The sequence below is a fragment of the Pseudoalteromonas sp. 2CM28B genome, assembly GCF_023161935.1.
This window is the reverse complement of the sequence record NZ_JALNTH010000028.1, coordinates 66,259-90,364: the sequence shown is the minus strand read 5'-3', so window position 1 is coordinate 90,364 and position 24,106 is coordinate 66,259. Positions and strand designations below refer to the sequence as shown.

Sequence of the window (24,106 nt, the reverse complement as noted above, 5' to 3'; positions counted from 1 at the left end):
TGTCTTACAGGGGTTTTCTTTTTTGGGTGTATTTATCACGAAGTGATTATATAAAGTGTGCACTTTTTAGTACATCGCGGTAAAATTAATGATAATAATTATTAGTTAGGTAAGACAATATGAAAAAAACACTCGTGTTTGTTGTTGGATTAATTGCCTCAGCACCGGCTGTTGCAACTGATGTTGTGAATATTTACTCATTTCGACAACCTTTTTTAATTAAACCTATTTTAGACGATTTTACACAGCAAACGGGCATTAAAACCAATGTGGTGTTTGCTAAAAAAGGCTTAATAGAACGTGTTAAGCGTGAAGGTAAACACAGCAAAGCCGATTTAGTTTTAACCTCAAACTTTAGTGCTTTAATTCAATTAGAAGAGCTAAATCTTACGCAAACCATAGAAAGCGAGCTGGTTAATAATAATGTCCCAGCGGCATTTCGTGATGGCGATGGTCAGTGGGTAGCGCTCACTAAGCGCGTGCGTAATGTTTACTCTTCAAAAGAGCGTTTAGGCGCATTGCCTAACCTTACCTACGAAGCGCTTGCTGAGCCGCAATACAAAGGACAAATTTGTACTCGCTCTGGCAAACACCCATATAACTTAGGCCTTGTAGCTTCTATGATTGCTCATCATGGTGAAGCACAGACGAAAACATGGCTTGAGGGTGTAAAAGCTAATTTAGCGCGTAAACCTCAAGGTAACGATCGAGCGCAAGTTAAAGCGGTTAAAGAAGGTTTATGTAATTTAGCCTTAGGTAATAGTTATTACTTGGGCAAAATGCTGCAAGACGAAGCACAAAAACCATGGGCTGAAGCCGTTCATATTAACTTTCCAAATCAAACTGACCGAGGCTCACATATAAATGTATCGGGTGCAGTTATTACTAAGTATGCTAAAAACCCTGAAAATGCCTTGAAACTCATAGAGTATATGACCGACAATAAGGCGCAAAATATGTATGCCTCGCTCAATATGGAGTATCCGGTCAAGCCAGGTGTAAAACTTTCTAGTTTGGTTGCATCATGGGGAAGCTTTAAGGAAGACAGCTTACCGCTTGATGAAATTAGCAAATATCGTCCGTTAGCCCTTAAGCTAATTGATGAGGTGAAGTTCGATCTTTAATGACTTATAAATTTCAGCTGTCGAAATGGCAGCTTATTGCGTGGTCGACGGGGTTATTGCTGTCGACTCCGTTGTTTTTCCTACTATTAGAATCTTTACAAGGCGACTCAGAGGTATTTACCCACCTGTGGAATACCGTACTGTGGGACTATATAAGTAATACCGTATTACTGGTTTTAGGTGTAGGGCTGCTTAGTTGCGCCATTGCATTACCACTGGGTTGGCTCACCGCTTATTGTCGTTTTCCTGGCAAACAACAGTTTGAATGGGCATTGATGCTGCCTCTTGCCATGCCTACTTATATTATTGCTTATGTGTACACTGATTTACTCGACTATGCGGGGCCGGTACAAATAACTCTAAGAGAGTGGTTTGGTTGGCAGTCGCCAAGTGACTACTGGTTTTTTGATATACGCACCTTACCAGGGGCTATTGTTATGATTGCGCTGGTACTCTACCCGTATTTATATTTAATTTTTAAAACTGCACTGCGAGAACAATCTTTTAAGTTAGTCCAAGCCAGTCAGTTAATGGGGCTAAATGCATGGAAAAGCTTTTTTAAAGTCAGCCTTGTATTATCCCGTGGTGCCATTGTAGCGGCCCTTGCTTTGATCAGCATGGAAACCATGGCTGATTTTGCCACCGTAAGCTATTTTGCTGTCAGTACATTAACCACCGCCGTATACGATACCTGGTTTGGCTATTATTCATTAACTGCAGCAGCAAAAATTTCAGGGATGATGTTACTACTGCTGTTCTTAGCATTGATCACCGAGCGTTTTAGCCGTCGTAACCAAGCGGTGTTTGAGCGTCAATCGAGCGTGAACAGTGAAGCGCTTTATATCCTCAAAGGCAAGTCTGCGTGGCTAGCAACTGGGTTTTGTAGCTTTATTTTAATTATTTCGTTTATTATTCCGATGGTTGTATTGCTCAAATATGCAGTGATGTATTTTGATCAAGCGTGGAATAGTGAGTTTTTTAGCTATGCATGGCAAAGTTTAAAAGTGGCGGCTGTAGTCAGTGTGGTGACTATTATACTGAGTGTTTTAGTGGTGTTTTATCAGCGCATTGCAAAACAAAAAAATCCATTAATACCCGGGCGTTTGGCTAGTACGGGCTATGCGTTACCCGGCACAGTATTAGCGATAGCGGTATTGTTGCCACTCACCCTATTAGAAAATACTATTAACCGCACTTTAGCTCCTTATGATTTAGATATTGGCTTATTACTTACTGGTAGCTTACTCACTATTATTTTTGCTTATATAGTGCGGTTTTACGCCGTTGCACACGGAGCTATTGAGTCGAGCTTTTCACGCATTAGTCCCTCCCTTGATATGGCAAGCCAGTCAATGGGAAAAAGCCAAGGGCGCACATTATGCTTAGTGCACTTACCTTTATTACGCCGAGGCTTATTAACCGCCGGTTTATTGGTCTTTATCGAGTGTATGAAAGAGCTACCCGCAGCTTTGTTGTTAAGGCCTTTTGATTTTGAAAGCTTAGCAACTCATGTGTTTCAGTATGTAAGCGATGAACAATTAGAGCTGGCCTCTATATCGGCTTTGTTTATTGTGGTGGTGGGGTTTATTCCGTTATATTTTATTAACCGTTCAATGGAGCAGCGTAGCTAAATGAGTAGTTTGATTTTACAAGGCGTGAGCTATGCATATAACGGGACTAAGGTGATAGATAATTTAGATTTAACCTTAGGTAAAGACGAAATAGTGTGTTTACTCGGAGCCAGTGGCTGCGGTAAAACCACCACACTAAAAGCCATTGCAGGATTAATTGAAGCCAAACAAGGGCAAGTATTTATTGATGGTAAGCTAGTCAGTGATGCTAATACGTTTGTTTCACCTGAGCATCGTAATATTGGCATGATGTTTCAAGACTATGCGTTATTTCCGCATTTAACGGTGGCTAATAATATTGCGTTTGGGCTAAGCGGCATGAGCAAAGCAGATAAACACGCACGCGTGGATGAAATGTTAAAGCTTGTGCACCTAGTAGGCTGCGCCGATAGATTCCCTCATCAACTCTCTGGTGGGCAACAGCAGCGAGTAGCGATTGCACGCGCATTAGCATATAAACCTAGCTTACTGTTACTTGACGAGCCATTTTCTAATATTGATACCCAAGTACGATTTGAGTTAATTGCCGACATTAGACGCATTATTAAGGCGCAGCAAGTATCGGCTGTGTTTGTTACTCACTCAAAAGAAGAGGCGTTTGCTTTTTCAGATACGCTTGCGGTTATGCACCAAGGTAAAATTGCGCAGCAAGGTACGCCAGAACAGCTTTTTGCTAAACCACGTTCAAAGGAGGTTGCAGAGTTTCTGGGTCAGGGCATATACTTAAGCGCCACCGCATTAACCGCCACTGAATATGAAACGCAGTTTGGGGTGGTTGAATCAATACAGCCACAGCAGCATGGCGTGGCCGATAAGGGCGTTATTTATGTGCGTCCGCATCAACTTGAACTTGTTAGTAATAACGATACGCAACAGCAATGTGAGCGGGTTAGTATATTAAGTAGTCGCTTTATTGGCTCTGCTTATGTATACACTGTGGTTATTGATGAGCAAGAAATAGAAGTTGCAGCTCAGTATGGCCAGTCATTTGAAATTAATGAACAGGTTATAATAAAAATAAAACCGCACACGGTGAATTTTTTTGAATCGTAATTAATCGCTGTGTTTTGCTCTAAAAAGTAAGGAATAACAATGGCGCAAGCGCAATCAGGGATTTGTGCTGAAGCAAACTTACACGGTTTGCACTTATTTTTTAATGTACTTGATGGTCACGACGAACTACTTCGCGCTAAGCTTAAAAAAGTGAGCGATATTGAAGATGAGTTTAGTGATCAGTTCTCTGAATCTATGCTTTCTTGTATGGTCGCCATTGGCGCGCAATATTGGCCACACATTCTGCCTGATTATATGCCAAGTGAGCTGCGAGGCTTTCCTAATATTACCCATAGCGATTTTGTGATGAGTGCAAGGCCATGCGATTTATTTGTGCAAATCCGCTCAGACAGAGAAGATGTAAACCACCTGTTTGCATTGCAAATATTAAAACTTTTCAACCCTGATGTTGAGCTGGTGGAGCAAATTCGAAATTTTCGTTTTTTAGATGGCCGTGATTTTAATGGTTTTATTTATGCGGGCGATACTCCGCATGGTCGTCAAAAACGGGTAACGGCCCTCGTTAATAAGCCCGATAGCTTTGAAGATCAAGGCAGCTATATTCATGTTCAGCGCTATAAGCATGACTTAACGTTATGGCAGCACTTGTCGTTGCAAGAACAAGAACAAATAATGGGGCGTACTCGTCTCGACAATACCCTAATAAGCCCCGCACTTGAAAGCAGCCATGCAACCCGAAGTGAATTAAAAGATGAACAGGGGCAAGCATTATTACTAAATCAAAGTATGCCTTATGGCGACGTGTATGAGCAGGGAATGTTAATGATTATGTGCTCGGCTAAAGGGGATGCATTCGAGAAAGTGCTCAACAGCCGTTTAGGGCAGGGGGAGCATTACGATCATTGGCTTGATTTTACTCAAGCAGATATGGGCTCTGCGTTTTTTGCACCCTCAGTGCGATTTTTAAAGCAGTTATAAAACAAGCCAGTAACGGCTACGTATTAGCATAGCCGTAACAATGATAACCAAACGTGTTTAAACCGTATCAAACAAAATACGCACACGCTCTAATGTGAGGTCTATTTCTGATACTTTCGCTGGCGCAATAAAAATAGTGTCATCGCCGGCAATTGTTCCTAATACGCCATCTGCTTTACCTAATGAGTCAAGTAAACGGGCAATTAGCTGCGCAGCGCCTGGGCTGGTGCGAATAATAATCATCATTTCGTTATGCATAATGTCAATAACTAACTGGCGTAACGGGCTTTTAGCGGTTGGTACACCCATTTCGGCAGGTAAACAGTACACCATTTCTTGTTTTGCATTGCGGGTACGTACCGCGCCAAACTTACTTAACATCCGCGACACTTTACTTTGGCTAATATTATCAAAGCCTTGTTCTTTTAATGCGTCGACTATTTCGCCTTGTGAGCCAAAATTTTCTTCTTTCAAAAGTGCTTTAAAGGCTTTTACCAATGCTTCTTGTTTGTCTTGTGGTTGCATAGTGTCTAGTTAGTTATGTTGTCGATACTGCAAATTCTACACAAAAATGCATATTTATGCAGCAGTTGTTTAGGTTTTGCTGCGTTTAAACAGCAAAGTTTACAACTATGGTCGAAAATATAGTTAAAATAGGCAGGATAAATTTGTTTTTAGTCGCTAATTTCTTTATCTTATGAACCACAAATATTTCCTTCCTCAAATCACGGAGAATTCCAATGAAAGTTGCTGTATTAGGTGCTGCAGGTGGTATCGGTCAAGCGTTGTCTTTATTATTAAAAACAGGCTTACCAGCTGGTTCAGAATTATCACTATATGATGTTGCGCCAGTAGTTCCTGGTGTTGCTGTTGACCTTTCTCATATCCCAACAGATGTAAAAGTTGAAGGTTTTGGTGCAGATGCACTAGATAAAGCATTAACAGGTTGTGATATTGTTTTAATCCCAGCGGGTATGCCGCGTAAGCCAGGTATGGATCGTGCAGATTTATTTAATGTTAACGCAGGTATCATTAAAACATTAGCAGAAGGCATTGTTGCTAACTGTCCTAAAGCGCTTGTAGGTATTATCACTAATCCAGTTAACGGCACTGTACCGATTGTTGCTGAAGTATTCAAAAAAGCAGGTACTTACGATGCTAAGCGTGTATTTGGTATTACAACACTCGATGTGATCCGTTCTGAAGCGTTTATTGCTGAACTTAAAGGCGTAGACGTAGCAAGTGTTAAAGTACCAGTGATTGGTGGCCACTCAGGCACAACCATTCTACCGTTACTTTCTCAAGTTGAAGGTGTTACTTTCACTGATGAAGAAGTGGCTACACTAACTCCTCGTATCCAAAATGCAGGTACTGAAGTAGTTAATGCTAAAGCGGGCGGTGGTTCTGCAACATTATCTATGGGTGCTGCAGCAGCACGTTTTTGTATGTCTCTAGTTAAAGGCCTACAAGGTGAAGACGTTGTAGATTATGCATACGTTGCTGTTGAAAATGGCGATGCAGAGTACTTTGCACACCCAGTACGTTTAGGCAAAAATGGCGTAGAAGAAATTCTTTCTTACGGCACTTTAAGCGCATTTGAAGAGCAAGCTAAAAATGACATGCTTGAAACGCTGAAAAAAGATATCAAAGAAGGTGTTGATTTTATGGCGTAATAGCCAAAATTAACCAATAAAAAAGCCTGCGTTTGCAGGCTTTTTTATTGCTCGGAATTATCTACACAGTATTACTTAGTGGTCGCGGTCAACCGCTATTCTAGCTAAGCTAATTAGTGCTTGCTTGTAACTCGACTCCGCTAAGCAATCTAAACAGGCAATTGCTTTATTAGCTTCTTGCTCGGCTTTTTCCATGGTGAACTCAAGGGCATTGGTATGTTTGAGCGCAGCCAGTATCTCGTCAAGGTGCTCCATACCATTACAGTGCTCAATAGCGTCTCTTATTAACTGTGTTTGATGCTCACTACCGTGTTGCATTGCATATATAAGAGGTAACGTCGGCTTACCTTCAGCTAAATCATCGCCAATGTTTTTACCAAGTTGGTCGGCATCAGCGTTGTAATCTAAAACATCATCCACTAACTGAAAAGCAGTACCTAAATGCATACCATACAAATTAAGTGCCTCTAGTACAGTATCGTCTTGGTCAGTAATAATGGCCGCAAGGCCCGTCGCTGCTTCAAATAGCTTGGCGGTTTTAGAATAAATAACCTGCATATAACTGGCTTCAGTGGTATCAGGGTCGTTGCAGTTCATTAATTGCAGCACTTCACCTTCAGCAATAATGTTGGTTGCATCAGCCAGTACTTGCATTATTTGCATTTTACCAAGACCCACCATTAGCTGAAACGAGCGGGTGTAAATAAAATCACCCACCAGTACGCTAGCAGCATTACCAAACTCAGCATTTGCTGTAGGTGTGCCACGGCGCAAATTAGATTCATCTACAACATCATCATGTAAAAGCGTTGCGGTATGAATAAATTCAATGATAGTTGCTAGCGTAATGTGATCTTTGCCTTGGTAACCTAGCGCTTTAGCCGCCAAAATAGCCAACATAGGGCGAACACGTTTGCCACCGCTGTTAACAATATACAAACCAAGTTGATTAACTAACGCCACATCTGAGCGCATTTGCGCATGTATTAGTTGATTGACGTCATTCATATCGCTTTCGATTAACGCCTGGATAGCTTTTATATCCATTGATCTCCGAGCCAATTTTAATGTGTGAACGGCGCAGATTGTACAACAAAAAATGCATTAGCTCGATATTTTGTGATGATTCCTTAAAAAAACACCCTTAATTAGGTTAAATAACCTATTAACCTTGTGAATAATTGATTAAACACCCTGGTTTAATTTTGAATCACCCTTGGTGGTTAATTGAACTACATAGGCTCGCTTTGCTATTGCTAATTTATTTTCTGTAACCGTTAAAAAGCGCTTGGCAAAGGGGGATTTTAATATAAAATAGGGGAAATATTGAATTGCTCTCAATGCAGCTACTTTTTATTCATTTAATTACAAAAAGAGGCTTGCTAGTTTTTACGCATTAGCGTAAACTTCGCGCCCTATTGAAGAATATTTTAGTTGCGTCGATTTGAGGGCGCACAGACGGAGTTAATTATGTACGCGGTTTTCCAAAGTGGTGGTAAACAGCACCGTGTGACTGAAGGTCAAACAATTCGTCTAGAGAAATTAGACGTTGAAACTGGTGCAGCAGTTGAATTTGATTCAGTACTTTTAGTTGCTGATGGTGAGAAGATCGAGATTGGTGTACCGTTCGTAAACGGTGGTAAAGTAACAGCTGAGGTTGTTTCACACGGTCGCGGTGAGAAGATTAAGGTTGTTAAATTTAGACGCCGTAAGCATTCTCGTAAGCAAATGGGCCATCGTCAATGGTTCACAGAAGTTAAAATCACTGGCATTAGCGCTTAATTAGAGGTACTTAGAAATGGCACATAAAAAAGCAGCTGGTAGTACTCGTAATGGTCGCGATTCAGAAAGCAAACGCCTAGGTGTTAAGCGTTTTGGTGGCGAATCAGTTCTAGCGGGTAGCATCATTGTTCGTCAGCGTGGAACTCGTTTCCACCCAGGCGCAAACGTAGGTATCGGTAAAGACCACACTATCTTCGCAAAAGCAGATGGTAAAGTTCAGTTTGAACAAAAAGGTCCTTTAAACCGTAAATACGTAACTATCGTAGCTGAGTAATCAGTAAGGTAGTTAAAAAACCCCGCCTTTGCGGGGTTTTTTGTTTTAAGCATGTTTAAATATATACCCAAGTGTTTTTATGCTCAGTGTGCTCTATAGGCCACTTAGGTATATAATAGAGTTATTAACAAGCCAATCCCTAAAGTGAGTAATCATGAAGTTTGTAGATGAAGTAGAAATTCGCGCAGAAGCTGGTGACGGTGGCAGCGGCATCGTGTCTTTTCGTCGTGAGAAATATGTTCCAGATGGTGGACCTGATGGCGGTGACGGTGGAGACGGTGGTAGTGTTTATCTACAAGCTGATGAAAACTTAAATACCCTTATTGACTATCAATTTGAGCGTTTTCACAGAGCAGAACGCGGTACAAACGGTCAAAGCCGTAATTGTACGGGTAAGAAAGGTGAAGATCTGATCGTTAAAGTGCCTGTTGGTACACGTATTATTGATGTTGATACACAGGAATCATTAGGGGATTTAACCCAAGATGGTCAACGAATTGTGGTTGCAAAAGGCGGTTTCCATGGCTTGGGGAATGCGCGTTTTAAATCAAGTACTAATCGTGCTCCACGTCAAAAAACACTTGGCACACCGGGTGAAGTACGTAACCTTAAGTTAGAGCTAATGCTACTGGCTGATGTCGGCTTACTTGGGTTACCAAATGCAGGTAAATCAACCTTTATCCGCAGTGTGTCAGCTGCAAAACCTAAAGTAGCTGATTATCCATTTACTACGCTGATTCCTAACTTAGGGGTTGTTCGTCCTGAAGCAAACAAATCATTTGTAATTGCTGATATTCCAGGTTTGATTGAAGGCGCGTCAGAGGGAGCGGGATTAGGTATTCGCTTCTTAAAGCATTTAGAGCGTTGTCGTGTGCTTTTACACATTATAGATGTAATGCCAGTTGATGGCTCTAACCCTGTTGATAATGCATTTGCAATCATCAACGAGCTACACCAGTACAGCCCTAAGCTCGCTGAAAAGCCACGCTGGTTAGTATTTAATAAAATTGATTTATTGCCTGAAGATGAAGCCAAAGCCTTATGTGAGCAAATTGCAGAAGAGTTGGGTGAGTCTGAAAATATTTACAGTATTGCTGCAATTAATAAATTAAATACGCAGCCATTAATTCACGACATCATGACGCTACTTGATAACATGCCTAAAGAGAAGTTTGTAGAAGTGGCAGACGAAGAGGTTGAATTTAAGTGGGATACCTACCATCAAAAAGCCACTAAAGGCGATGATGATGACTGGGATGATTGGGATGAAGATGATTACGACGTAGAAGTTGTCTACGAGCGTTAATTATAATTGTATATATTTAAAAGGAGCTAACGCTCCTTTTTTATTTTTTTAATAATAAAGAATTAGGTGTTTAGTGTGATAATTTCAATGATTGCAGCAATGGCAAACAACCGTGTCATTGGCTTAGATAATAAAATGCCATGGCATTTACCTGGTGACCTTCAGCACTTTAAAAAAGTAACCTCTGGTAAACCCGTTATTATGGGGCGCAAAACATTTGAATCAATAGGCCGACCGTTACCTGGGCGACGTAATATTATTATTACTCGTAATAAAGACTATCACGCATCAGGAATTGAAACAGTAACCACACCAGAAGCTGCACTTGAGCTTGTTAATGATGTTGCAGAGGTGATGATAATTGGTGGCGGAAACATCTACCAGCAGTTTTTAGCGCAGGCGCAGCGCTTGTATTTAACCTTTATAGACTTAGATGTTGAAGGAGATACACAATTTCCTGATTATAAAAGTGTTGCAAACTGGCAAATTGAAGATGAAATGTTGATGACGCCCGATGATAAAAATAAATATAGTTATAAGTTCGTAACTTTGAATAAAATTTCTTAACATTATTGCCAAAATCTGAGCGTGTTGGTACAATATTAAACAGTCGAGTACGAAAAAAGTATTGATATAAGGTATCCAGTCAATGATTAAATTACCGAAGCTAGTTGTAATTGCTGCTATTGCAGCAGGTTCGTTCGCTTATACTGCGCCTGCAAGCGCTAATGATCAGTTAGCTGTTTCAATCTGTGAATACATTGCTGGTGATGATAAAAACCGTCTGCGTAGCAAATTAAAAAGTTCACGTGTGAAAGTTCGTAATATCTATGATGCAGTTTTCTGTAATGGTAATAACTTATTGCGTCACGCTGTTGCAAGTAATGCGGTTGATACGGGTGAGTACATTGTTAAAAACTTATCAAAGAGCTCACTTGAAGATGGTGCCGATATAGCCTGGGCTGAGGCAAATCATGCAGGATCACCTTTAATCCCTATTATTAAAGACCGCGCAGGCCTTTAATTAAAAGCTTAATTTAAAAAAACCGCGTTTATACGCGGTTTTTTATTAGTTACCTAAAACATCCTTCCATTGAGCTTTTATCTATCCTTCCCTCTGAGTTAGAAGTGCGCCTTTCAACACAGCTATTTTCACTAAATAAAGACATTAACGGTAAATACAGAGCTCTAGGAAAGCTCTCAGGTAACGATACTGCGCTTTTAGACAATGCACTGAGATAAATGACGGGCTCAGCGTCATCGCTTATAAATTATGTACAAAAAGCCTCAACTCTAAGTACCCATGCTCTAAGCTACAATAAGTTGGCGAGTGACTATTATAGTGAAGTGGTTAATTTATCTTTATCGACCTATCAACTGCTAAATGATTACCAGCCTGAAATTGAAAAAAGCCTGCAACAAAGTGTAAAAAATTTAAACTTACTCGCTGCAAAAATTGCACAGTTGCCTAATTTAGGAGTGATGAATGAGGTTGATGAATTTGCTTTATTTGTAGATGAAGAGCCAGAAGATCTGGATGCTGATATAAAAGCGGAGTTGGTGAGTTGGCCTAAACGTTATTTGCGCGATTTAAGCAGTACTTTATCGCAAGCAAAGCAGCGTAATTCTGGAACGAATGAGTTACGTGAACAAATTAGCGTGTTATCAAAAACAGTGATTGAAGCAGAGCAAACATTAAAAGCGCAGCAAGATACCGTTAAACAACGAGTATTTTGGGTGTTCGGAATCGCAATAGGTGGTTTAGTAATATTAGCTTTTGGTATTTATTGGGTGCAACGTAAACAGGTTTTACAGCCTTTGAGGCAACTACGAGATGGTTTGCATTTTTAATCGAAAGTAATGAGTTAAAAAAATATTACAGTGAATAATCCTAAAACAGTTGTTAAAAATGAAAGTTTACTAGTAAATATTCAACACATAGGTGAGCAGGTTAATCATATTAACGCTCAAGCTGCTGAAAATGCTCAAAATACTTATGAGGCAATGCAGCAAAGTGTTGGTTTTGCTAAAAATATGCTTAATGCGAGTTCTGATACACAGCAACATATTGAACAAGGTATGCACAGTGTGCAAGAGTTACTGAGCGGCGTACAAGGTCGAGGTTTTGCGGTGGTTGCTGATGAAGTAAGGCAATTAGTCATGCAAACCCAAGGTTCGTTAAAAGAGATTAACGATCAGCTGGCGTTATTAAGTGAGAACTCTCAAATGGTCTACTCACAAATTAATGCGTTAACTGAGGATGCCCAATTACAAACCGAAAATGCCCAAGAGCTTCAAGCAAACTCGGAAGGGGTCGCAAATAATGCTCAGCAGACAAACACAGTTGCAGTTGAAGCAATGGAGCTTGAAAAACAGCAAAGCAATTTCCTTAGTGACTTTACTCAATCAATGCATAATAAGAAAAGCCAAGTAAATGAGTTGAGTGAGTTGGTGTCTGATATTCGCTCGCAGCTAGCGCTGCAAATGGCAACAATTAAAAAGGGATTGGGTTTAGACAGTGATGCAGTTTAATCTCGGTATAAACTCGAAACCGTAAATATTAACCTGTATGCTAAAAGTCTACGTAGTTACCCAAAGGATTTAACATGATTGAACAAGGTCAAACAATACCCGCAGTTAGTCTATCTAAGCTAACCGATGACGGTATGCAAACACTGACAAGCAATGAATTATTTGCAGATAAAAAAGTCGTGTTATTTGCAGTGCCAGGCGCTTTTACACCAACGTGTTCGAATGCTCATTTACCTGGATATATTAGCTTGGCTGATAAAATTAAGGCCAAGGGAATTGACGCTATTTATTGTGTATCGGTAAACGATGCATTTGTGATGAAAGCGTGGGGTGAGTCACAAAATGCAGAACATATAGATATGCTTGCAGACGGTGATGCTAGTTTTACTTGTGCTTTAGGGCTTGAAAAAGATACCGCAGGCTTTGGTGGAATACGCTCAAAACGATACGCGATGGTTGTTGATAATGGTGTTGTTACTGGTCTATTTGTAGAACAAGGCAAAGAGTTTGTAATAAGCAGTGCTGAAGCTGTTTTAGCCAAGCTTTAACACTGACGACTTTAATCAGAGAATAAAAAGCCGATACAGTGTATTGGCTTTTTTTATCTAAAGAGGATGTTTTATGGCTGGTATTGACCGCTTAGCGTTAAACCAGAGAATGTTTGATACGCATTAACACTTAAGTGCCATGTTCCCGCTTGAGGATTACTAAAAGTACAAGTTTCGGCGTTACCATTTTTATATGGACGACAATCATAGCTTGAGCTTGTTGGCTGGCTACCAAATTTTACAAATAAATCTGCATCACCGGTGCCGCCTGACGTTGTAACAGTAAAGCTTGCCATACCCGCCGGTACATCTAGCGTGTAATGTTTCCACTGACCTGCATTTGCTGTGATATCAGACACTGTGCCACCACCTGCTTGAGGTGTGCCTGAACCACCACCTGTTGAACCACCCGTGATGTTACCGACTAAACTCACGCCACTGTAGGCTGAATAACCACGCAGCATTACATGGTAAGTGCCGGCTGTTGGATTATCAATAGAACATTCTTCACTGTTTCCACCTTTATATGGACGACAATCATAAGTGGTTGTGGTTGGTTTACTACCTGCACGTACATACAAGTCAGCATCCCCTGTGCCACCACTCATAGTGAAAGTAACATTGGTTGCACCACTTGGTACTGTCATAGTGTAAAAGTCTTGTGCACTTGCCGCACCGCTTAAACCGGTTTTGACTTCTCCATCAACAAGTTCGTTATCACCCGTTGTTGGCGGTGTACCATCTGATGCTGCAGCAACCGCAGCGGCCGCATCAACAATACCTGTACCACAGCTGGTACACGTAGAAGAAAATGGACGAGTGGTTGTTTTTAAAATACTTTCTATTTCATCAGGAGTCGCGTTTGGTTTTGCTTGTTTGATCAGTGCAGCAACACCCGCAACATGAGGAGCCGCCATTGAGGTGCCTTGCGAAAAGCCATAACTGTCGCTTGATGGAGTTGTTGAACCTGAATTGTAAGTTGATAAAACACCTTCAGAATCATTGGCAAAGCTTTGCGCGCCACCCGGTGCTGCCACATCAATATTACTTCCGTAATTTGAGTAATAAGCGCGGCCACCATTACGGCCAACTGATGCAACATTAACAACACCATTACAGTTACCTGGGTTGTAGTTTGCAGAATTATCGTTATCGTTACCTGCAGCAATAACAACAACTGTGCCGTTGTTACGTGCAGTATTTATGGCATTTTGCGTGGTTGAACTACATGCACCCGCACCACCTAAACTCATGTTAATTACATCAGCAGGATTAGCATTTGCTGATGTTCCCGATACATTACCACCTGAGGCCCAAATGATACCGTCAGCAATATCTGAGGTTAAACCGCCACATTTACCTAATACACGCACTGGTACTACTTTGGCGTCATAAGCAACACCAGCAACGCCTTCACCGTTATTTGTTACTGCAGCGACAGTGCCTGCAACGTGAGTACCATGCCAACTAGAGCCTTGTGCACCGTTATTACCACATTCACCAGCTGCAACTGCATCCCCTGGATCGCGAGCATCGTTGTCACGGCCATTGCCATCATTGGCGACTGATAGATTAGAGATCATATCGTAGCCTGGTAAAATATTAGCGTTTAAATCAACGTGAGGGCGGTAGCCCGTATCAAGCACAGCGACAACCACACCACTGCCTGTTGCCGTATCCCAAGCTGTTGGTAAGTTAAGTCCACCGGCTTGCTCATAGTAATGCCATTGATCATCAAAACGCGGGTCATTTGGTGTCGCAAATGGTTTTAGCATTTGATCGACTTCAATATATTCAACATTACCCGAATTAACCATTTCTTGCATGAACTGCTGGGCCTCTTCAGCGTTTAGTTTTTTATCGGCACGCATTACGTGATGGTTATTGAGTGCCATTGCGCGAACATACTTAGCTTTAACTTTGCCTTTTTTTGAGGTGAAGTTTTTTACAAAGCTTTGCGCTTTTTTATTCATCATTGCTGGTGATACATCAGCGGTTGAGGTGCTCATCATATCGTTGTTATTTTTATATTTAATGATGAATTGAGTCTCAAAGCCACCTTGATTTTGTAACTTGGCTGAGGTTTCTGCCATTGAAGGTGCGATTGCTTGCGCTAGGTTAGCCATGCTTGAGCTGGCAGCAAACAGTGTACTTATTGTTAGCGCAACAGCGCATTTTTTGAATGAATTATTAGAAGTCATAATTACCCTTAGTTTTATTATTATTTGTGAAAATCCACAAAGCGGGTACAAAGGTAAATGATCTGTTAACCACTTTGAAATATTAAATACGTATGTACCTATTTCATTTAGTTATAACCGCGTATTTAGTGCGCTTTCAGTTGTTTTGTATTTGTTTTTATATTGTTAATAATCCTAATGTATTATATTTTTTTTGGGTTTTTTATTATTAATTAACTTTTATTGATAAATTAAAAATAATACAAAAGGGGTGTTGACCTTTGCGGATTAAAATAAGTTCAATCTAGGAAGAGGTTAACCGCGGCGCGCGATTTGTAACCTTGTGGACTAAGTAAAAATCGAGCAAAGCTTACGCATCCTGTTTACGCTCAAGATAAACACGCTCTGGCTATCTGGTTATTATTGAAACTTTGTTATAATTCACAAAAGTTTTTAAGAGATAACTAAATGACTCACGTTGATGTGATAGTGATTGGTGCCGGAGCCGCTGGTTTAATGTGTGCGGCACAAGCAGGGTATCGCGGCCGAAGCGTCACAGTACTTGATATGGGTAAAAAGCCAGGACGTAAAATTTTAATTAGTGGCGGTGGGCGTTGTAATTTTACAAATGAAAATGCAAGCCCTAGCAACTATTTATGCGCTAACCCCCATTTTGTAAAATCGTGCTTAAGTCGCTACACGCAGCACGACTTTGTAGAGCTTGTAGACCGACATGGTTTGGCGTATCACCATAAGACACTCGGGCAATTATTTTGTGACAATAGCGCACAAGACATTGTTGATATTTTACTAACCGAGTGTGAGTGGGCGGGCGTTACTATTAAACTGCGCAGCGAAGTGTTAAATGTCGCTAAAACAGCCACCGGCTATAGTGTGACAACTGAACAAGAAACACTTACTTGTGAGTCGCTTGTGGTTGCATCGGGTGGGTTAACCATGCCTAAACTGGGTGCTACGCCAATCGGCTATAAAATTGCAGAGCAATTTGGCTTAAAGATATTGCCGACTATGGCTGCTCTAGTTCCCTTTACCTTACATCAGCACGATAAAGACCGTTTTGAAGGGCTTTCGGGTATTAGTATTCCTTGTGAAGTTGCAAGCGAAGATGGCACCGTATTTAAAGAGAATATTTTATTTACTCATCGTGGGCTATCTGGGCCTGCTATATTGCAAATAAGCTCATTTTGGCGAGCAGGTCAGGCGGTAACGATCAATTTACTGCCTGAACTAGATTTAAAGCAACAGCTAGCTAATTGGCGAGAAACACAAGCGCAAAAATCGTTGAAAAATAGCCTCGCGACTATCCTACCTAAGCGCTTTGTAGAAATACTCCACGCCAGTAACGCCATTCCCGATTGTAATATTAATCAACTAACGCATGGCCAAATAGACGCGCTTGCTGATTATATTCATGCGTGGCAAATTAAACCAAATGGTACCGAGGGTTACAGAACCGCAGAGGTTACTTTAGGCGGCGTAGATACCGACGAGTTGAGCTCAAAGACATTTGAGGCTAAAAAAGCTAAAGGCTTATACTTTATTGGCGAAGTGACCGATGTAACGGGTTGGCTAGGAGGCTATAATTTCCAATACGCGTGGAGCTGTGGATTTGCCGCCGGGCAGTACGCGTAGTCGTTTTTAATCAATTATAAAATTTCGCTGGAAACAGCGTATTAACACGCCACTTCATCTTTGAGGTGGCGTTTATTCCTGCTCTGTTTATAACTTAAGCTTTTAACTCGTCTGGGTAGGTTTATACTGCTGCATTTTGCTATTTGGTTTTTCGGGAATAGTCATTTCTATAATTCCAGCATCAATGGCTGGCTTTAAGTAGCGCTCTCTAAAATGTTTACGGTCTTTTAATCCAAGTAAATTTGCAGCTCTTGTCGGTTTAGTGACTTTTCGCTTTGGATAAATATATTTAACCTGAACTCTGGATAATAAATCTATCTCAAGCAGCTATTTACAGCGCTAACTACGTTGAATTTACTTGCAATAGGCGAGCTATTGACGCGTAATTTCGCCTTGTTTTCACTGGAAATCTCTGGCTAGAGAAAATAAATATAAATATAAATATCAATTTTGATTCAATACGTTAGTAAATCTCTTAACCAAAGTTAAGGTTACATAGTTAAAAACCCCGATATCACGCAGTGCAGTCGGGGTTTTTAACTTCTAGTGGTTACTCTTCGATAAACGCTTCACCTTTTTTCATCCACTTAGCGGCCGGTTTGCCTTTAAGGTAATGATCAAAGTACTGCATCATACGCACTGAAAAATCGACCTGATTTGGAAATTGTTTTAGGTGATGCGGTTCACCTTCATATTGTAAAAAGGTTGCGTCTTTACCTGCGCGACGAAGCGCTAAGTAATATTGCACGCCTTCATGCCATGGCACCGCATCATCTTTGTCGCCAAACATAATCAAAATAGGCGTGTTTACTTTATCGGCAAAAAAAACTGGCGAGTTTTCAATATAAAGCTCAGGTGCTTCAAATAAATTTTTACCAATACGGCTTTGCCCTGTTTCGTATTGAAATTGGCGTGCAAGTCCAGATTTTAAGCGAATGCCACTGTAAGCACTGGTCATGTTTGATACTGGCGCGCCCGATACCACTGCTTTAAACATATCAGTTTGGGTGATCATAAATGCACTTTGATAACCCGCCCAAGAGTGGCCTTGTAAGCCTATTTTATTAGCATCGGCAATACCTAAATCAATCAGCTTTTGTGTGGCGTTGATCATGGTTTGAGTTGAGGATTTACCAGGGTGACCTATTTCAAAGCGAATATCAGGTAAAAAGATGGCGTAGCCATTTGAGGTAAACATCGGGAAATTAGGGCGATGATTTAATTCCATTTTTGGAAAGTCATACATGCGCTGGCTCATGTAGCGGTAAAAGTACACCACAACAGGCACTTTATCGCCTTTTTTATAACCGGCAGGCTTGATTAATACCCCTTGTAAATCTTCACCATCAAAGCCTTTATAGCTAATGAGTTCAGGTGTTTGTCCCCAAGCAAAGTTGCTTATCTGAGGGTTAAGGTTAGTTACGCGTTGTGGTTGTTTAAAGTTAGAGTCTGTTTGGTAAATGTCTGGAAATTGCTGATAGGTTTGCTCAGTAAATAAGTATTTATCGGCATTTTTGGCTTTTTTAACTACATCAAAGCGCTTATTACCTGTAAGTAATTTAGTGACTTCAAGAGTTGCTAAATTAAGTTTTGCCACTTCACTTTGCTTGCTTTGTAAATTAATTGCAGAAAGCAGGAGCGTATCATTGTTGTTAAAGCCTACTTGGTTTTTATCAAGTTTGATCACTCTGTATTGCGTATTACTTTTTTTACCATTAGTTAAGCGTTTAGCTTGCTTGGTATTGACGTTAAATGACCAAATATCGTATTTGCTATAAACCAGTATTTCGCTGCTATCGTTAAGCCAGCCTGCAAAACCATAACCAGGCTGCTTGGATGGATAGTCGTGTTTGTCATCGGCAAACGTGGCGTTAATCGCCTTGCTGAGTACGCTCACTTTATTATTACCTAAGTTTTTAAGCTGTACTTGGTTATTATCAAAGTAAGCAGCAAACTGCCCATTGGGCGCAAGGCTCGGCCTAAATGGATAGTCGTTAATGATAGAAGTCTGTTTACCCGTGTTTATATCAACAGCAAAGTAGTCAGCAAAAAAACCGCCATACATTACTTTTTCAAGATGCGCTAAATTTGAGTAGCCTAACAATGACGTGGCACGCTCAGTATTAAGCGCCAGCTCAGGCATATTTGGCGTGCTTAACTGAACGACTTGCTGTGAATTTACATGGTATACCGCAATGTAATGACGGTTTTTATTATTTTCATTCCATTGCTGCTCTTCGCGAGGTTTAATTTGCGCGTCATTGTTGTGCCATACATTTAATCCTTTATGGTCGCGAATTACTTCAAAGTCATACAGTGATGACTCATTTGTGTATTCTTTTTGTTTAACTTTTGCAGCGAGTTTTGGGCGGTTTTCAAAGTATAAACGTGTACCATCTTCGGCCCAAGTTAATGTCGCGGTTTTGCCCATTAACCATTCTGGGTTAGGTGATTGCACAGTGGTTAGCGTGTCGTTTTGCCACAGCGTTAATTCGTACTGACGACGACGCTTATCATCGTTTACATAGTTGCCTAAGGTAAACGCAACGGTTTTTTCGATTGGGTGCCAGGCTATTTTGCTAGCAACCACACCGGGCTCATCAATTAACACGGTGCTGGTAAAATCATCGAGTGAGAATAAAGTAATTTGATTATTGCCGCCATCAACATAGCTTTGACTCACTAATAGCTGATCGCTGGTGGCACTAATGCCATAGGTAAAGGCACTTTCAAGAGTATGAGTGCGCTTATCACTTAAGTTGATGATAACCAGCGGATAGCTTTTATCTTTTTTGTCGGCAGTGATAGCGCTATCGTTGTCGAGTTTTTTATCGTCTTCTTCAGCGTTTTCATTTTTGCGATAGACCAGCCACTGGCCGTTATTAGCTAGCACGTAATCTTTTACATTATTAAAGCTTTGCTGCTCACCGGTTTGGGTGTTCACTAATACTAAGTTATTTTTTAAGTCACTTTTTTTCTTAGTGGTTTCTTTTTCAAGCAGAGTAGGCACCTGCGTAAATGCGACCCAGTTTGCCATTTTGCTAATGGTAGGACGGGTTCCTCGTTCCACCTCAGCAATAAGCTTATTGCTATTGAGTGAGTAGACTTTCCCTGTAGCATCCCCGCGATAAGGGGTTGCACTTAAAGATAGGATTTGACCATTTTCAGAAAGCTGCGTGCCTTTTGCAGATTTAAAATCAAATACATCTTTAAATTTTAATGGCTTATTAGCTAAAGCACTGGCGCTCGTTAAGCTGGTAATAAGTGCACAGCCTACAAGAGTGAGTTGTGTTTTCATTATAGATTCTCGTTTTTTAACATTATTTTATTGTAACGAGTTTTAATAACAATTCGAGTAGATACGATAAGTGGTAGCAGGGCAGAGATGAGAAGTTAAAAATAAAAGGTAAAAGGTAAAAGGTAAAAGGTGAAAGGTAAAAGGTGAAAGGTAAAAGGTTAGATTTTCGGGCCACGGGATGTGAGGTGTTTGGCATCGGTAAAAATAAGAGTGGAAGTGGTTAATTTAATACCTTGTTAGCATCACTAACAAGGTATTACTTCGAATCTTATAACCAAATTTTTTGAAGCTCTAGCCATTGTTTTTCAAATTGCTCGCTAGGTCGTGCACTAAAATTACTGCGCACAAATTGGTTCATTTTACCCTCAACGTAGGCAAGCAAAAAGTTAGCTAGCGTCAGTTCATCACTTTGAAAGTTTTTACCTTCACGTAATTTACGCTCTCTAAGAATCTGTTTGAATTGGGTTTCTAGCTTTTCAAACAAGCCTTGTACACGCTCACGAAGTCGCTCTTGTTCACCCTGTAGAGCGTCGCCTGTTAATATACGGGTTATGCCTGGGTTTTTTTCAGCAAACGTTAGCAGCAGTAATAGGGTGTTGTAAACACGCGCTTTGCTTTCTTTCTCGTTATCTAAAATAAGATTAATACGTGATAGCAGCGTGTCTTCAATAAATTCAATTAACCCTTCAAACATGCGCGCCTTGCTAGGAAAATGACGATAAAGAGCGGCTTCAGAAACGCCAACTTCTGCGGCAAGTTTGGCTGTTGTAATACGCTGGCCTAGGCTGGTTTCTAACATTTGTGCGAGTGCTTGCAGTATTTGCTCTTTGCGATTACTTTTTTTTGTCGCAGGCATGAACATTCCTTTTTTAATAGTTATTTTTTTCAACATAAATGTGCGATAACACAGCTTTGTGCCAAGTGTTACAGCGCGCAATACTCAATGGTGTGTTTTTGCACGTATTACAGCGATACATTAGTAATGCGCAAGCGTTAAGCTATTTTAGCGCAGTAAAATTACACTAAAAGGCCACAAGGCGTCATCATGTTAATGTTTTATTCAGTTTGTTTCCAGCCTTTTTATAATCGCTTGGCAAGCTGTTCGATCACTTTAACCGCTATTTCTATTTTACTGGTTTCAGGTAAGTCGAGTTGTTCATTTTGCCAATAAAGGGTGAGTGCGTTGCGCTCTGAATTAAAGCCTACATCACTGTGCGATACATCGTTGGCACAAATCATATCGAGGTTTTTATTGGTTAGTTTCCCCTTTGCGTAATTAGCAACGTTCTGCGTTTCTGCGGCGAAGCCGACGGTGTAAGGGCGGTTTTGTGTGAGGTTTGCGACCGCGGCTATTACATCTGGGTTTTTAACTAAGCTAAGAGTGAGTTCATCGCCTTGTTTTTTCATTTTTTGCGTGGCGATACTTGCTGCACGATAATCGGCCACAGCGGCACAACCAATGAAGGCATCTGAGTGAGGCGCATATTTGAGTGACTCATGCAGTAACTGTTCAGCACTTTCTATATTAATTAAATTAACGCCTTGCGGTGCTGTAATAGTTACCGGGCCTGAAATTAAGTTTACGTGTGCGCCGAATGATAACGCAGCTTGCGCCAGTGCATAGCCCATTTTTCCAGAGCTGTGGTTTGATATAAAACGAACAGGATCGAGAGGTTCACGAGTTGGACCTGCAGTAATTGTAATTATTTTACCTGCCAATAGCGCAGGTTTAGCAGGCTCAGTGCATAAGCTCACTAATTCATGCGGCTCAAGCATTCGCCCAGCACCGACATCACCACAAGCTTGCTCGCCTTTGCCTGGCCCCCATATAGCAACGTTACGTGCTTTTAAAGTGGCTAAATTAGCTTGCGTTGCAGGGTGTGCGTACATTTGCTGATTCATTGCCGGCGCTATGGCTACTTTTGCGGGGGTCGCCAGTAATAAAGTCGTGAGCAAGTCGTCAGCAATCCCTGCGGCCATTTTCGCAATAATATTGCTGGTGGCAGGGGCAACTAAAATTAAATCAGCCCATTTTGCAAATTCAATGTGCCCCATAGCGGCTTCGGCTGATGGGTCTAGCAACGAGTCAGACACCATTTCACCACTCACAGCTTGCATGGTTAGCGGGGTGATAAAATGTTTTGCTGATTCAGTCATTACAACTTTAACGTCACAACCATGGTCTTTTAAGCGTCTTACGAGTTCAGCACATTTATACGCTGCAATTCCACCGCTAATACCCAGCACTATTTTTTTATTTGTTAAATTAATCATGGTTGTTCATCAATTTTATAAAATATGGTGGCCAAAATAACAAATTTTGAGCGTGACAGCTAAAATAAAATGCGTTTTATCGCGCTAATTTTTGATTTTGCATTACAGTTATACAGTACAGTAATCTTTCAAGGATGAATCATGCAATTAACGTCATTACCTAATTCGCTCCGCCCGCGAGAAAAACTGCTAGAAAAGGGCGCAAAGGCACTCTCTGATGCTGAACTATTAGCTATATTTTTGCGCACGGGCCTACCCGGCATGAATGCCATAGAGTTGGCGCAGCATTTGATTAACGAAAATAAAACCCTGCATAATTTGTTTAATGCCAGTATGGATGAATTTTGTGCGCAAAAAGGCTTGGGAATGGCTAAATATGTTCAGCTACAAGCAGTACTTGAGCTAAGCCAGCGTTACATGCAAGAGGGCTTTGTGCGCGACGCCGTTTTTAACTCTCCACAAGCCGTTTATGACTATTTAACGCTGCAAATGCGTGGATTGCAGCAAGAGGTATTTATGGTGTTGTACCTTGATAGTCAAAATCGTTTATTAAAAGATGAAATATTATTTTACGGCACAATTAACGCAGCCAGTGTATATCCGCGTGAAGTGGTAAAGGCGGCACTGAAAAATAATGCGGCGGCGGTGATTTTTTCACATAATCACCCCAGTGGTATTGCAGAACCGAGTCAGGCCGATAAGCTCATTACTAATAAATTGTGCCAAGCACTGCAATTAGTCGACATAAATGTGTTGGATCATATTATTATTGGTGGTGAAAGTAGTGTTTCGTTTGCCGAACGGGGACTGATTTGAGTTTATCGTTTACAGATATGTGCTAAAAATGAGCGGTTTAGTGCGTTTTGGCAAATTAGTTTAATTTAAATGCAGTTTTTACTTTCCCTAAGGGCATTCGATCTTTATAATTAGCCGCTATCAAATTTACACATGAGCTGGTTGGATAAGATCAGTATTTGATCTTTGCCTGTAAAAGCTGTATAAAGAGCGCCCTTCGATTTATCTCTAGGGCACAAATACATGGCCTTAGGGAAAATTAAGCTCGAGCGAAGTTATTGGAGATATATAGACATGTCTAAAGTATGTCAAGTTACAGGTAAGCGTCCAGCGGTTGGTAACCACCGTTCACACGCGAGAAACGCGACTAAACGTCGTTTCCTACCTAACCTACAAACACACCGTTTTTGGGTTGAAAGTGAAAAACGTTTTGTAACATTACGCACTACTACTAAAGGTATGCGTATTATCGATAAAAAAGGCATTGACACGGTTCTTACAGAAATCCGTGCTCGTGGCGAAAAAGTTTAAGGAACTGAATTATGCGCGATAAGATCCGTTTAGTTTCAACTGCTGGTACTGGTTTTTTCTACACTACCGACAAGAACAAGCGTAACATGCCTGAAAAAATGGAAATCAAAAAATTCGATCCTAAGGCTCGTAAACATGTGATTTTCAAAGAAGCTAAAATCAAGTAATTTAGTTTTCTTTCAGAAATGTAAAAACCCAGCTTATGCTGGGTTTTTTGTTTTTAAAATCTGCTCTATCATCCACCGAAACCATATCACCGTAATGATACCCATTGAATTAAATCGCTAATTGGCTTTTGTTAAGCGCCACGAATTATTCCGTAGATAATGGCATCAGTTGTTTATAACTAAAAAACATAAAGAGTATGAGCATTAAATAATTTTACGGGCTAAGTCGTTGGGTATTGTGTATTTAGAGTGTGGTTATGAGCTATTTAAGTATGCCTGAAGAGGAAGAAAGAGGTTTTACGGTAACTGACTAGGGTATGAGCTGTAAGTAGCTCTAAGGCTACTT

22 protein-coding genes and 1 pseudogene are annotated in these 24,106 nt (G+C 40.7%); 16 read left to right on the top strand and 7 right to left on the bottom strand.

Going from position 1 to position 24,106, the window contains the following annotated elements; translation table 11 throughout:
• Nucleotides 1-119: 119 nt before the first annotated feature.
• From MTN96_RS26785 to MTN96_RS26770, 4 genes are read left to right on the top strand one after another with little or no spacing between them, the layout of a single operon-like run.
• On the top strand, nucleotides 120-1,124 hold the full coding sequence (locus MTN96_RS26785; RefSeq protein ID WP_248533284.1) for a Fe(3+) ABC transporter substrate-binding protein: 1,005 nt from the start codon (nucleotides 120-122) through the stop codon (nucleotides 1,122-1,124).
• Complete coding sequence (locus tag MTN96_RS26780; RefSeq protein ID WP_248533282.1) at nucleotides 1,124-2,755, top strand: iron ABC transporter permease; 1,632 nt, start codon at nucleotides 1,124-1,126, stop codon at nucleotides 2,753-2,755. The genes MTN96_RS26785 and MTN96_RS26780 overlap by 1 nt, the downstream gene beginning before the upstream one ends.
• Complete coding sequence (locus MTN96_RS26775; RefSeq protein WP_248533280.1) at nucleotides 2,756-3,808, top strand: ABC transporter ATP-binding protein; 1,053 nt, start codon at nucleotides 2,756-2,758, stop codon at nucleotides 3,806-3,808.
• A gap of 39 nt (nucleotides 3,809-3,847) precedes the next feature.
• On the top strand, nucleotides 3,848-4,747 hold the full coding sequence (locus tag MTN96_RS26770) for a Dyp-type peroxidase (RefSeq protein WP_036980231.1): 900 nt from the start codon (nucleotides 3,848-3,850) through the stop codon (nucleotides 4,745-4,747).
• Between the two features lie 57 nt (nucleotides 4,748-4,804).
• On the opposite strand, the gene argR is transcribed toward MTN96_RS26770, so the two are convergent.
• Nucleotides 4,805-5,272, bottom strand: coding sequence for a transcriptional regulator ArgR (argR, locus tag MTN96_RS26765; protein ID WP_008114955.1), 468 nt, complete (start codon nucleotides 5,270-5,272; stop codon nucleotides 4,805-4,807).
• A 215-nt stretch (nucleotides 5,273-5,487) separates the two neighbouring features.
• Here argR and mdh point away from each other — a divergent pair, with 215 nt between their 5' ends.
• A complete protein-coding gene (gene mdh, locus MTN96_RS26760) occupies nucleotides 5,488-6,420 on the top strand; it encodes a malate dehydrogenase (RefSeq protein ID WP_013465922.1) in 933 nt (310 codons plus the stop codon).
• A gap of 75 nt (nucleotides 6,421-6,495) precedes the next feature.
• Here mdh and ispB read toward each other — a convergent pair whose 3' ends face one another.
• Nucleotides 6,496-7,467: an octaprenyl diphosphate synthase gene (ispB, locus tag MTN96_RS26755; protein ID WP_036980230.1), complete on the bottom strand. Its 972-nt coding sequence runs from the start codon at nucleotides 7,465-7,467 to the stop codon at nucleotides 6,496-6,498.
• A gap of 423 nt (nucleotides 7,468-7,890) precedes the next feature.
• Here ispB and rplU point away from each other — a divergent pair, with 423 nt between their 5' ends.
• The 7 genes and pseudogenes from rplU to MTN96_RS26715 all read left to right on the top strand — a co-directional run bounded on the left by rplU (nucleotide 7,891) and on the right by MTN96_RS26715 (nucleotide 12,862).
• On the top strand, nucleotides 7,891-8,202 hold the full coding sequence (rplU, locus tag MTN96_RS26750; RefSeq protein ID WP_004587921.1) for a 50S ribosomal protein L21: 312 nt from the start codon (nucleotides 7,891-7,893) through the stop codon (nucleotides 8,200-8,202).
• 16 nt (nucleotides 8,203-8,218) lie between these two features.
• Nucleotides 8,219-8,476: a 50S ribosomal protein L27 gene (gene rpmA / locus MTN96_RS26745; RefSeq protein WP_008114963.1), complete on the top strand. Its 258-nt coding sequence runs from the start codon at nucleotides 8,219-8,221 to the stop codon at nucleotides 8,474-8,476.
• Nucleotides 8,477-8,630: 154 nt separating this feature from the next.
• Nucleotides 8,631-9,782: an Obg family GTPase CgtA gene (cgtA, locus tag MTN96_RS26740; RefSeq protein ID WP_013465920.1), complete on the top strand. Its 1,152-nt coding sequence runs from the start codon at nucleotides 8,631-8,633 to the stop codon at nucleotides 9,780-9,782.
• Between the two features lie 75 nt (nucleotides 9,783-9,857).
• Nucleotides 9,858-10,349: a type 3 dihydrofolate reductase gene (folA, locus tag MTN96_RS26735; protein ID WP_171034710.1), complete on the top strand. Its 492-nt coding sequence runs from the start codon at nucleotides 9,858-9,860 to the stop codon at nucleotides 10,347-10,349.
• 82 nt (nucleotides 10,350-10,431) lie between these two features.
• Nucleotides 10,432-10,806, top strand: a complete 375-nt coding sequence (locus tag MTN96_RS26730) for a DUF3718 domain-containing protein (protein ID WP_054201942.1) — start codon at nucleotides 10,432-10,434, stop codon at nucleotides 10,804-10,806.
• 53 nt (nucleotides 10,807-10,859) lie between these two features.
• Nucleotides 10,860-12,314 (top strand): annotated as a pseudogene (locus tag MTN96_RS37185) (methyl-accepting chemotaxis protein); the annotation flags it as partial.
• A gap of 74 nt (nucleotides 12,315-12,388) precedes the next feature.
• Nucleotides 12,389-12,862 (top strand): peroxiredoxin, encoded by a 474-nt coding sequence (locus tag MTN96_RS26715; RefSeq protein ID WP_036980226.1) that lies wholly within the window; start codon nucleotides 12,389-12,391, stop codon nucleotides 12,860-12,862.
• Between the two features lie 71 nt (nucleotides 12,863-12,933).
• Here MTN96_RS26715 and MTN96_RS26710 read toward each other — a convergent pair whose 3' ends face one another.
• Nucleotides 12,934-15,063 (bottom strand): S8 family peptidase, encoded by a 2,130-nt coding sequence (locus MTN96_RS26710; protein WP_248533274.1) that lies wholly within the window; start codon nucleotides 15,061-15,063, stop codon nucleotides 12,934-12,936.
• 447 nt (nucleotides 15,064-15,510) lie between these two features.
• Between MTN96_RS26710 and MTN96_RS26705 the strand changes: the two genes are divergently transcribed.
• Nucleotides 15,511-16,695: an NAD(P)/FAD-dependent oxidoreductase gene (locus MTN96_RS26705; RefSeq protein ID WP_036980224.1), complete on the top strand. Its 1,185-nt coding sequence runs from the start codon at nucleotides 15,511-15,513 to the stop codon at nucleotides 16,693-16,695.
• Between the two features lie 102 nt (nucleotides 16,696-16,797).
• Here MTN96_RS26705 and MTN96_RS37345 read toward each other — a convergent pair whose 3' ends face one another.
• From MTN96_RS37345 to coaBC, 4 genes are all read right to left on the bottom strand, one after another.
• A complete protein-coding gene (locus MTN96_RS37345) occupies nucleotides 16,798-16,881 on the bottom strand; it encodes a Fic family protein (protein ID WP_374275999.1) in 84 nt (27 codons plus the stop codon).
• A gap of 364 nt (nucleotides 16,882-17,245) precedes the next feature.
• A complete protein-coding gene (locus tag MTN96_RS26700; protein WP_248533272.1) occupies nucleotides 17,246-19,993 on the bottom strand; it encodes a prolyl oligopeptidase family serine peptidase in 2,748 nt (915 codons plus the stop codon).
• Between the two features lie 268 nt (nucleotides 19,994-20,261).
• Entirely contained in the window at nucleotides 20,262-20,849 is a 588-nt protein-coding gene (slmA, locus tag MTN96_RS26695; protein WP_036980222.1) for a nucleoid occlusion factor SlmA, read from the bottom strand.
• Nucleotides 20,850-21,073: 224 nt separating this feature from the next.
• A complete protein-coding gene (gene coaBC / locus MTN96_RS26690; RefSeq protein WP_248533270.1) occupies nucleotides 21,074-22,267 on the bottom strand; it encodes a bifunctional phosphopantothenoylcysteine decarboxylase/phosphopantothenate--cysteine ligase CoaBC in 1,194 nt (397 codons plus the stop codon).
• Between the two features lie 141 nt (nucleotides 22,268-22,408).
• Here coaBC and radC point away from each other — a divergent pair, with 141 nt between their 5' ends.
• From radC to rpmG, 3 genes are all read left to right on the top strand, one after another.
• The gene (radC, locus tag MTN96_RS26685; protein ID WP_013465906.1) at nucleotides 22,409-23,083 is read left to right on the top strand and encodes a DNA repair protein RadC; all 675 of its coding nucleotides are present in this window, start codon (nucleotides 22,409-22,411) and stop codon (nucleotides 23,081-23,083) included.
• 273 nt (nucleotides 23,084-23,356) lie between these two features.
• A complete protein-coding gene (rpmB, locus tag MTN96_RS26680; protein ID WP_008464111.1) occupies nucleotides 23,357-23,593 on the top strand; it encodes a 50S ribosomal protein L28 in 237 nt (78 codons plus the stop codon).
• An 11-nt stretch (nucleotides 23,594-23,604) separates the two neighbouring features.
• A complete protein-coding gene (gene rpmG, locus MTN96_RS26675; protein WP_004587947.1) occupies nucleotides 23,605-23,760 on the top strand; it encodes a 50S ribosomal protein L33 in 156 nt (51 codons plus the stop codon).
• Nucleotides 23,761-24,106 lie beyond the last annotated feature (346 nt).

Bases quoted from the DNA above. Each gene is read 5' to 3' on its own strand.
- MTN96_RS26785 (WP_248533284.1), top strand. From the start codon at position 120: ATGAAAAAAACACTCGTGTTTGTTGTTGGATTAATTGCCTCAGCACCG.
- MTN96_RS26780 (WP_248533282.1), top strand. From the start codon at position 1,124: ATGACTTATAAATTTCAGCTGTCGAAATGGCAGCTTATTGCGTGGTCG.
- MTN96_RS26775 (WP_248533280.1), top strand. From the start codon at position 2,756: ATGAGTAGTTTGATTTTACAAGGCGTGAGCTATGCATATAACGGGACT.
- MTN96_RS26770 (WP_036980231.1), top strand. From the start codon at position 3,848: ATGGCGCAAGCGCAATCAGGGATTTGTGCTGAAGCAAACTTACACGGT.
- argR (WP_008114955.1), bottom strand. From the start codon at position 5,272: ATGCAACCACAAGACAAACAAGAAGCATTGGTAAAAGCCTTTAAAGCA.
- mdh (WP_013465922.1), top strand. From the start codon at position 5,488: ATGAAAGTTGCTGTATTAGGTGCTGCAGGTGGTATCGGTCAAGCGTTG.
- ispB (WP_036980230.1), bottom strand. From the start codon at position 7,467: ATGGATATAAAAGCTATCCAGGCGTTAATCGAAAGCGATATGAATGAC.
- rplU (WP_004587921.1), top strand. From the start codon at position 7,891: ATGTACGCGGTTTTCCAAAGTGGTGGTAAACAGCACCGTGTGACTGAA.
- rpmA (WP_008114963.1), top strand. From the start codon at position 8,219: ATGGCACATAAAAAAGCAGCTGGTAGTACTCGTAATGGTCGCGATTCA.
- cgtA (WP_013465920.1), top strand. From the start codon at position 8,631: ATGAAGTTTGTAGATGAAGTAGAAATTCGCGCAGAAGCTGGTGACGGT.
- MTN96_RS26730 (WP_054201942.1), top strand. From the start codon at position 10,432: ATGATTAAATTACCGAAGCTAGTTGTAATTGCTGCTATTGCAGCAGGT.
- MTN96_RS26715 (WP_036980226.1), top strand. From the start codon at position 12,389: ATGATTGAACAAGGTCAAACAATACCCGCAGTTAGTCTATCTAAGCTA.
- MTN96_RS26710 (WP_248533274.1), bottom strand. From the start codon at position 15,063: ATGACTTCTAATAATTCATTCAAAAAATGCGCTGTTGCGCTAACAATA.
- MTN96_RS26705 (WP_036980224.1), top strand. From the start codon at position 15,511: ATGACTCACGTTGATGTGATAGTGATTGGTGCCGGAGCCGCTGGTTTA.
- MTN96_RS26700 (WP_248533272.1), bottom strand. From the start codon at position 19,993: ATGAAAACACAACTCACTCTTGTAGGCTGTGCACTTATTACCAGCTTA.
- slmA (WP_036980222.1), bottom strand. From the start codon at position 20,849: ATGCCTGCGACAAAAAAAAGTAATCGCAAAGAGCAAATACTGCAAGCA.
- coaBC (WP_248533270.1), bottom strand. From the start codon at position 22,267: ATGATTAATTTAACAAATAAAAAAATAGTGCTGGGTATTAGCGGTGGA.
- radC (WP_013465906.1), top strand. From the start codon at position 22,409: ATGCAATTAACGTCATTACCTAATTCGCTCCGCCCGCGAGAAAAACTG.
- rpmB (WP_008464111.1), top strand. From the start codon at position 23,357: ATGTCTAAAGTATGTCAAGTTACAGGTAAGCGTCCAGCGGTTGGTAAC.
- rpmG (WP_004587947.1), top strand. From the start codon at position 23,605: ATGCGCGATAAGATCCGTTTAGTTTCAACTGCTGGTACTGGTTTTTTC.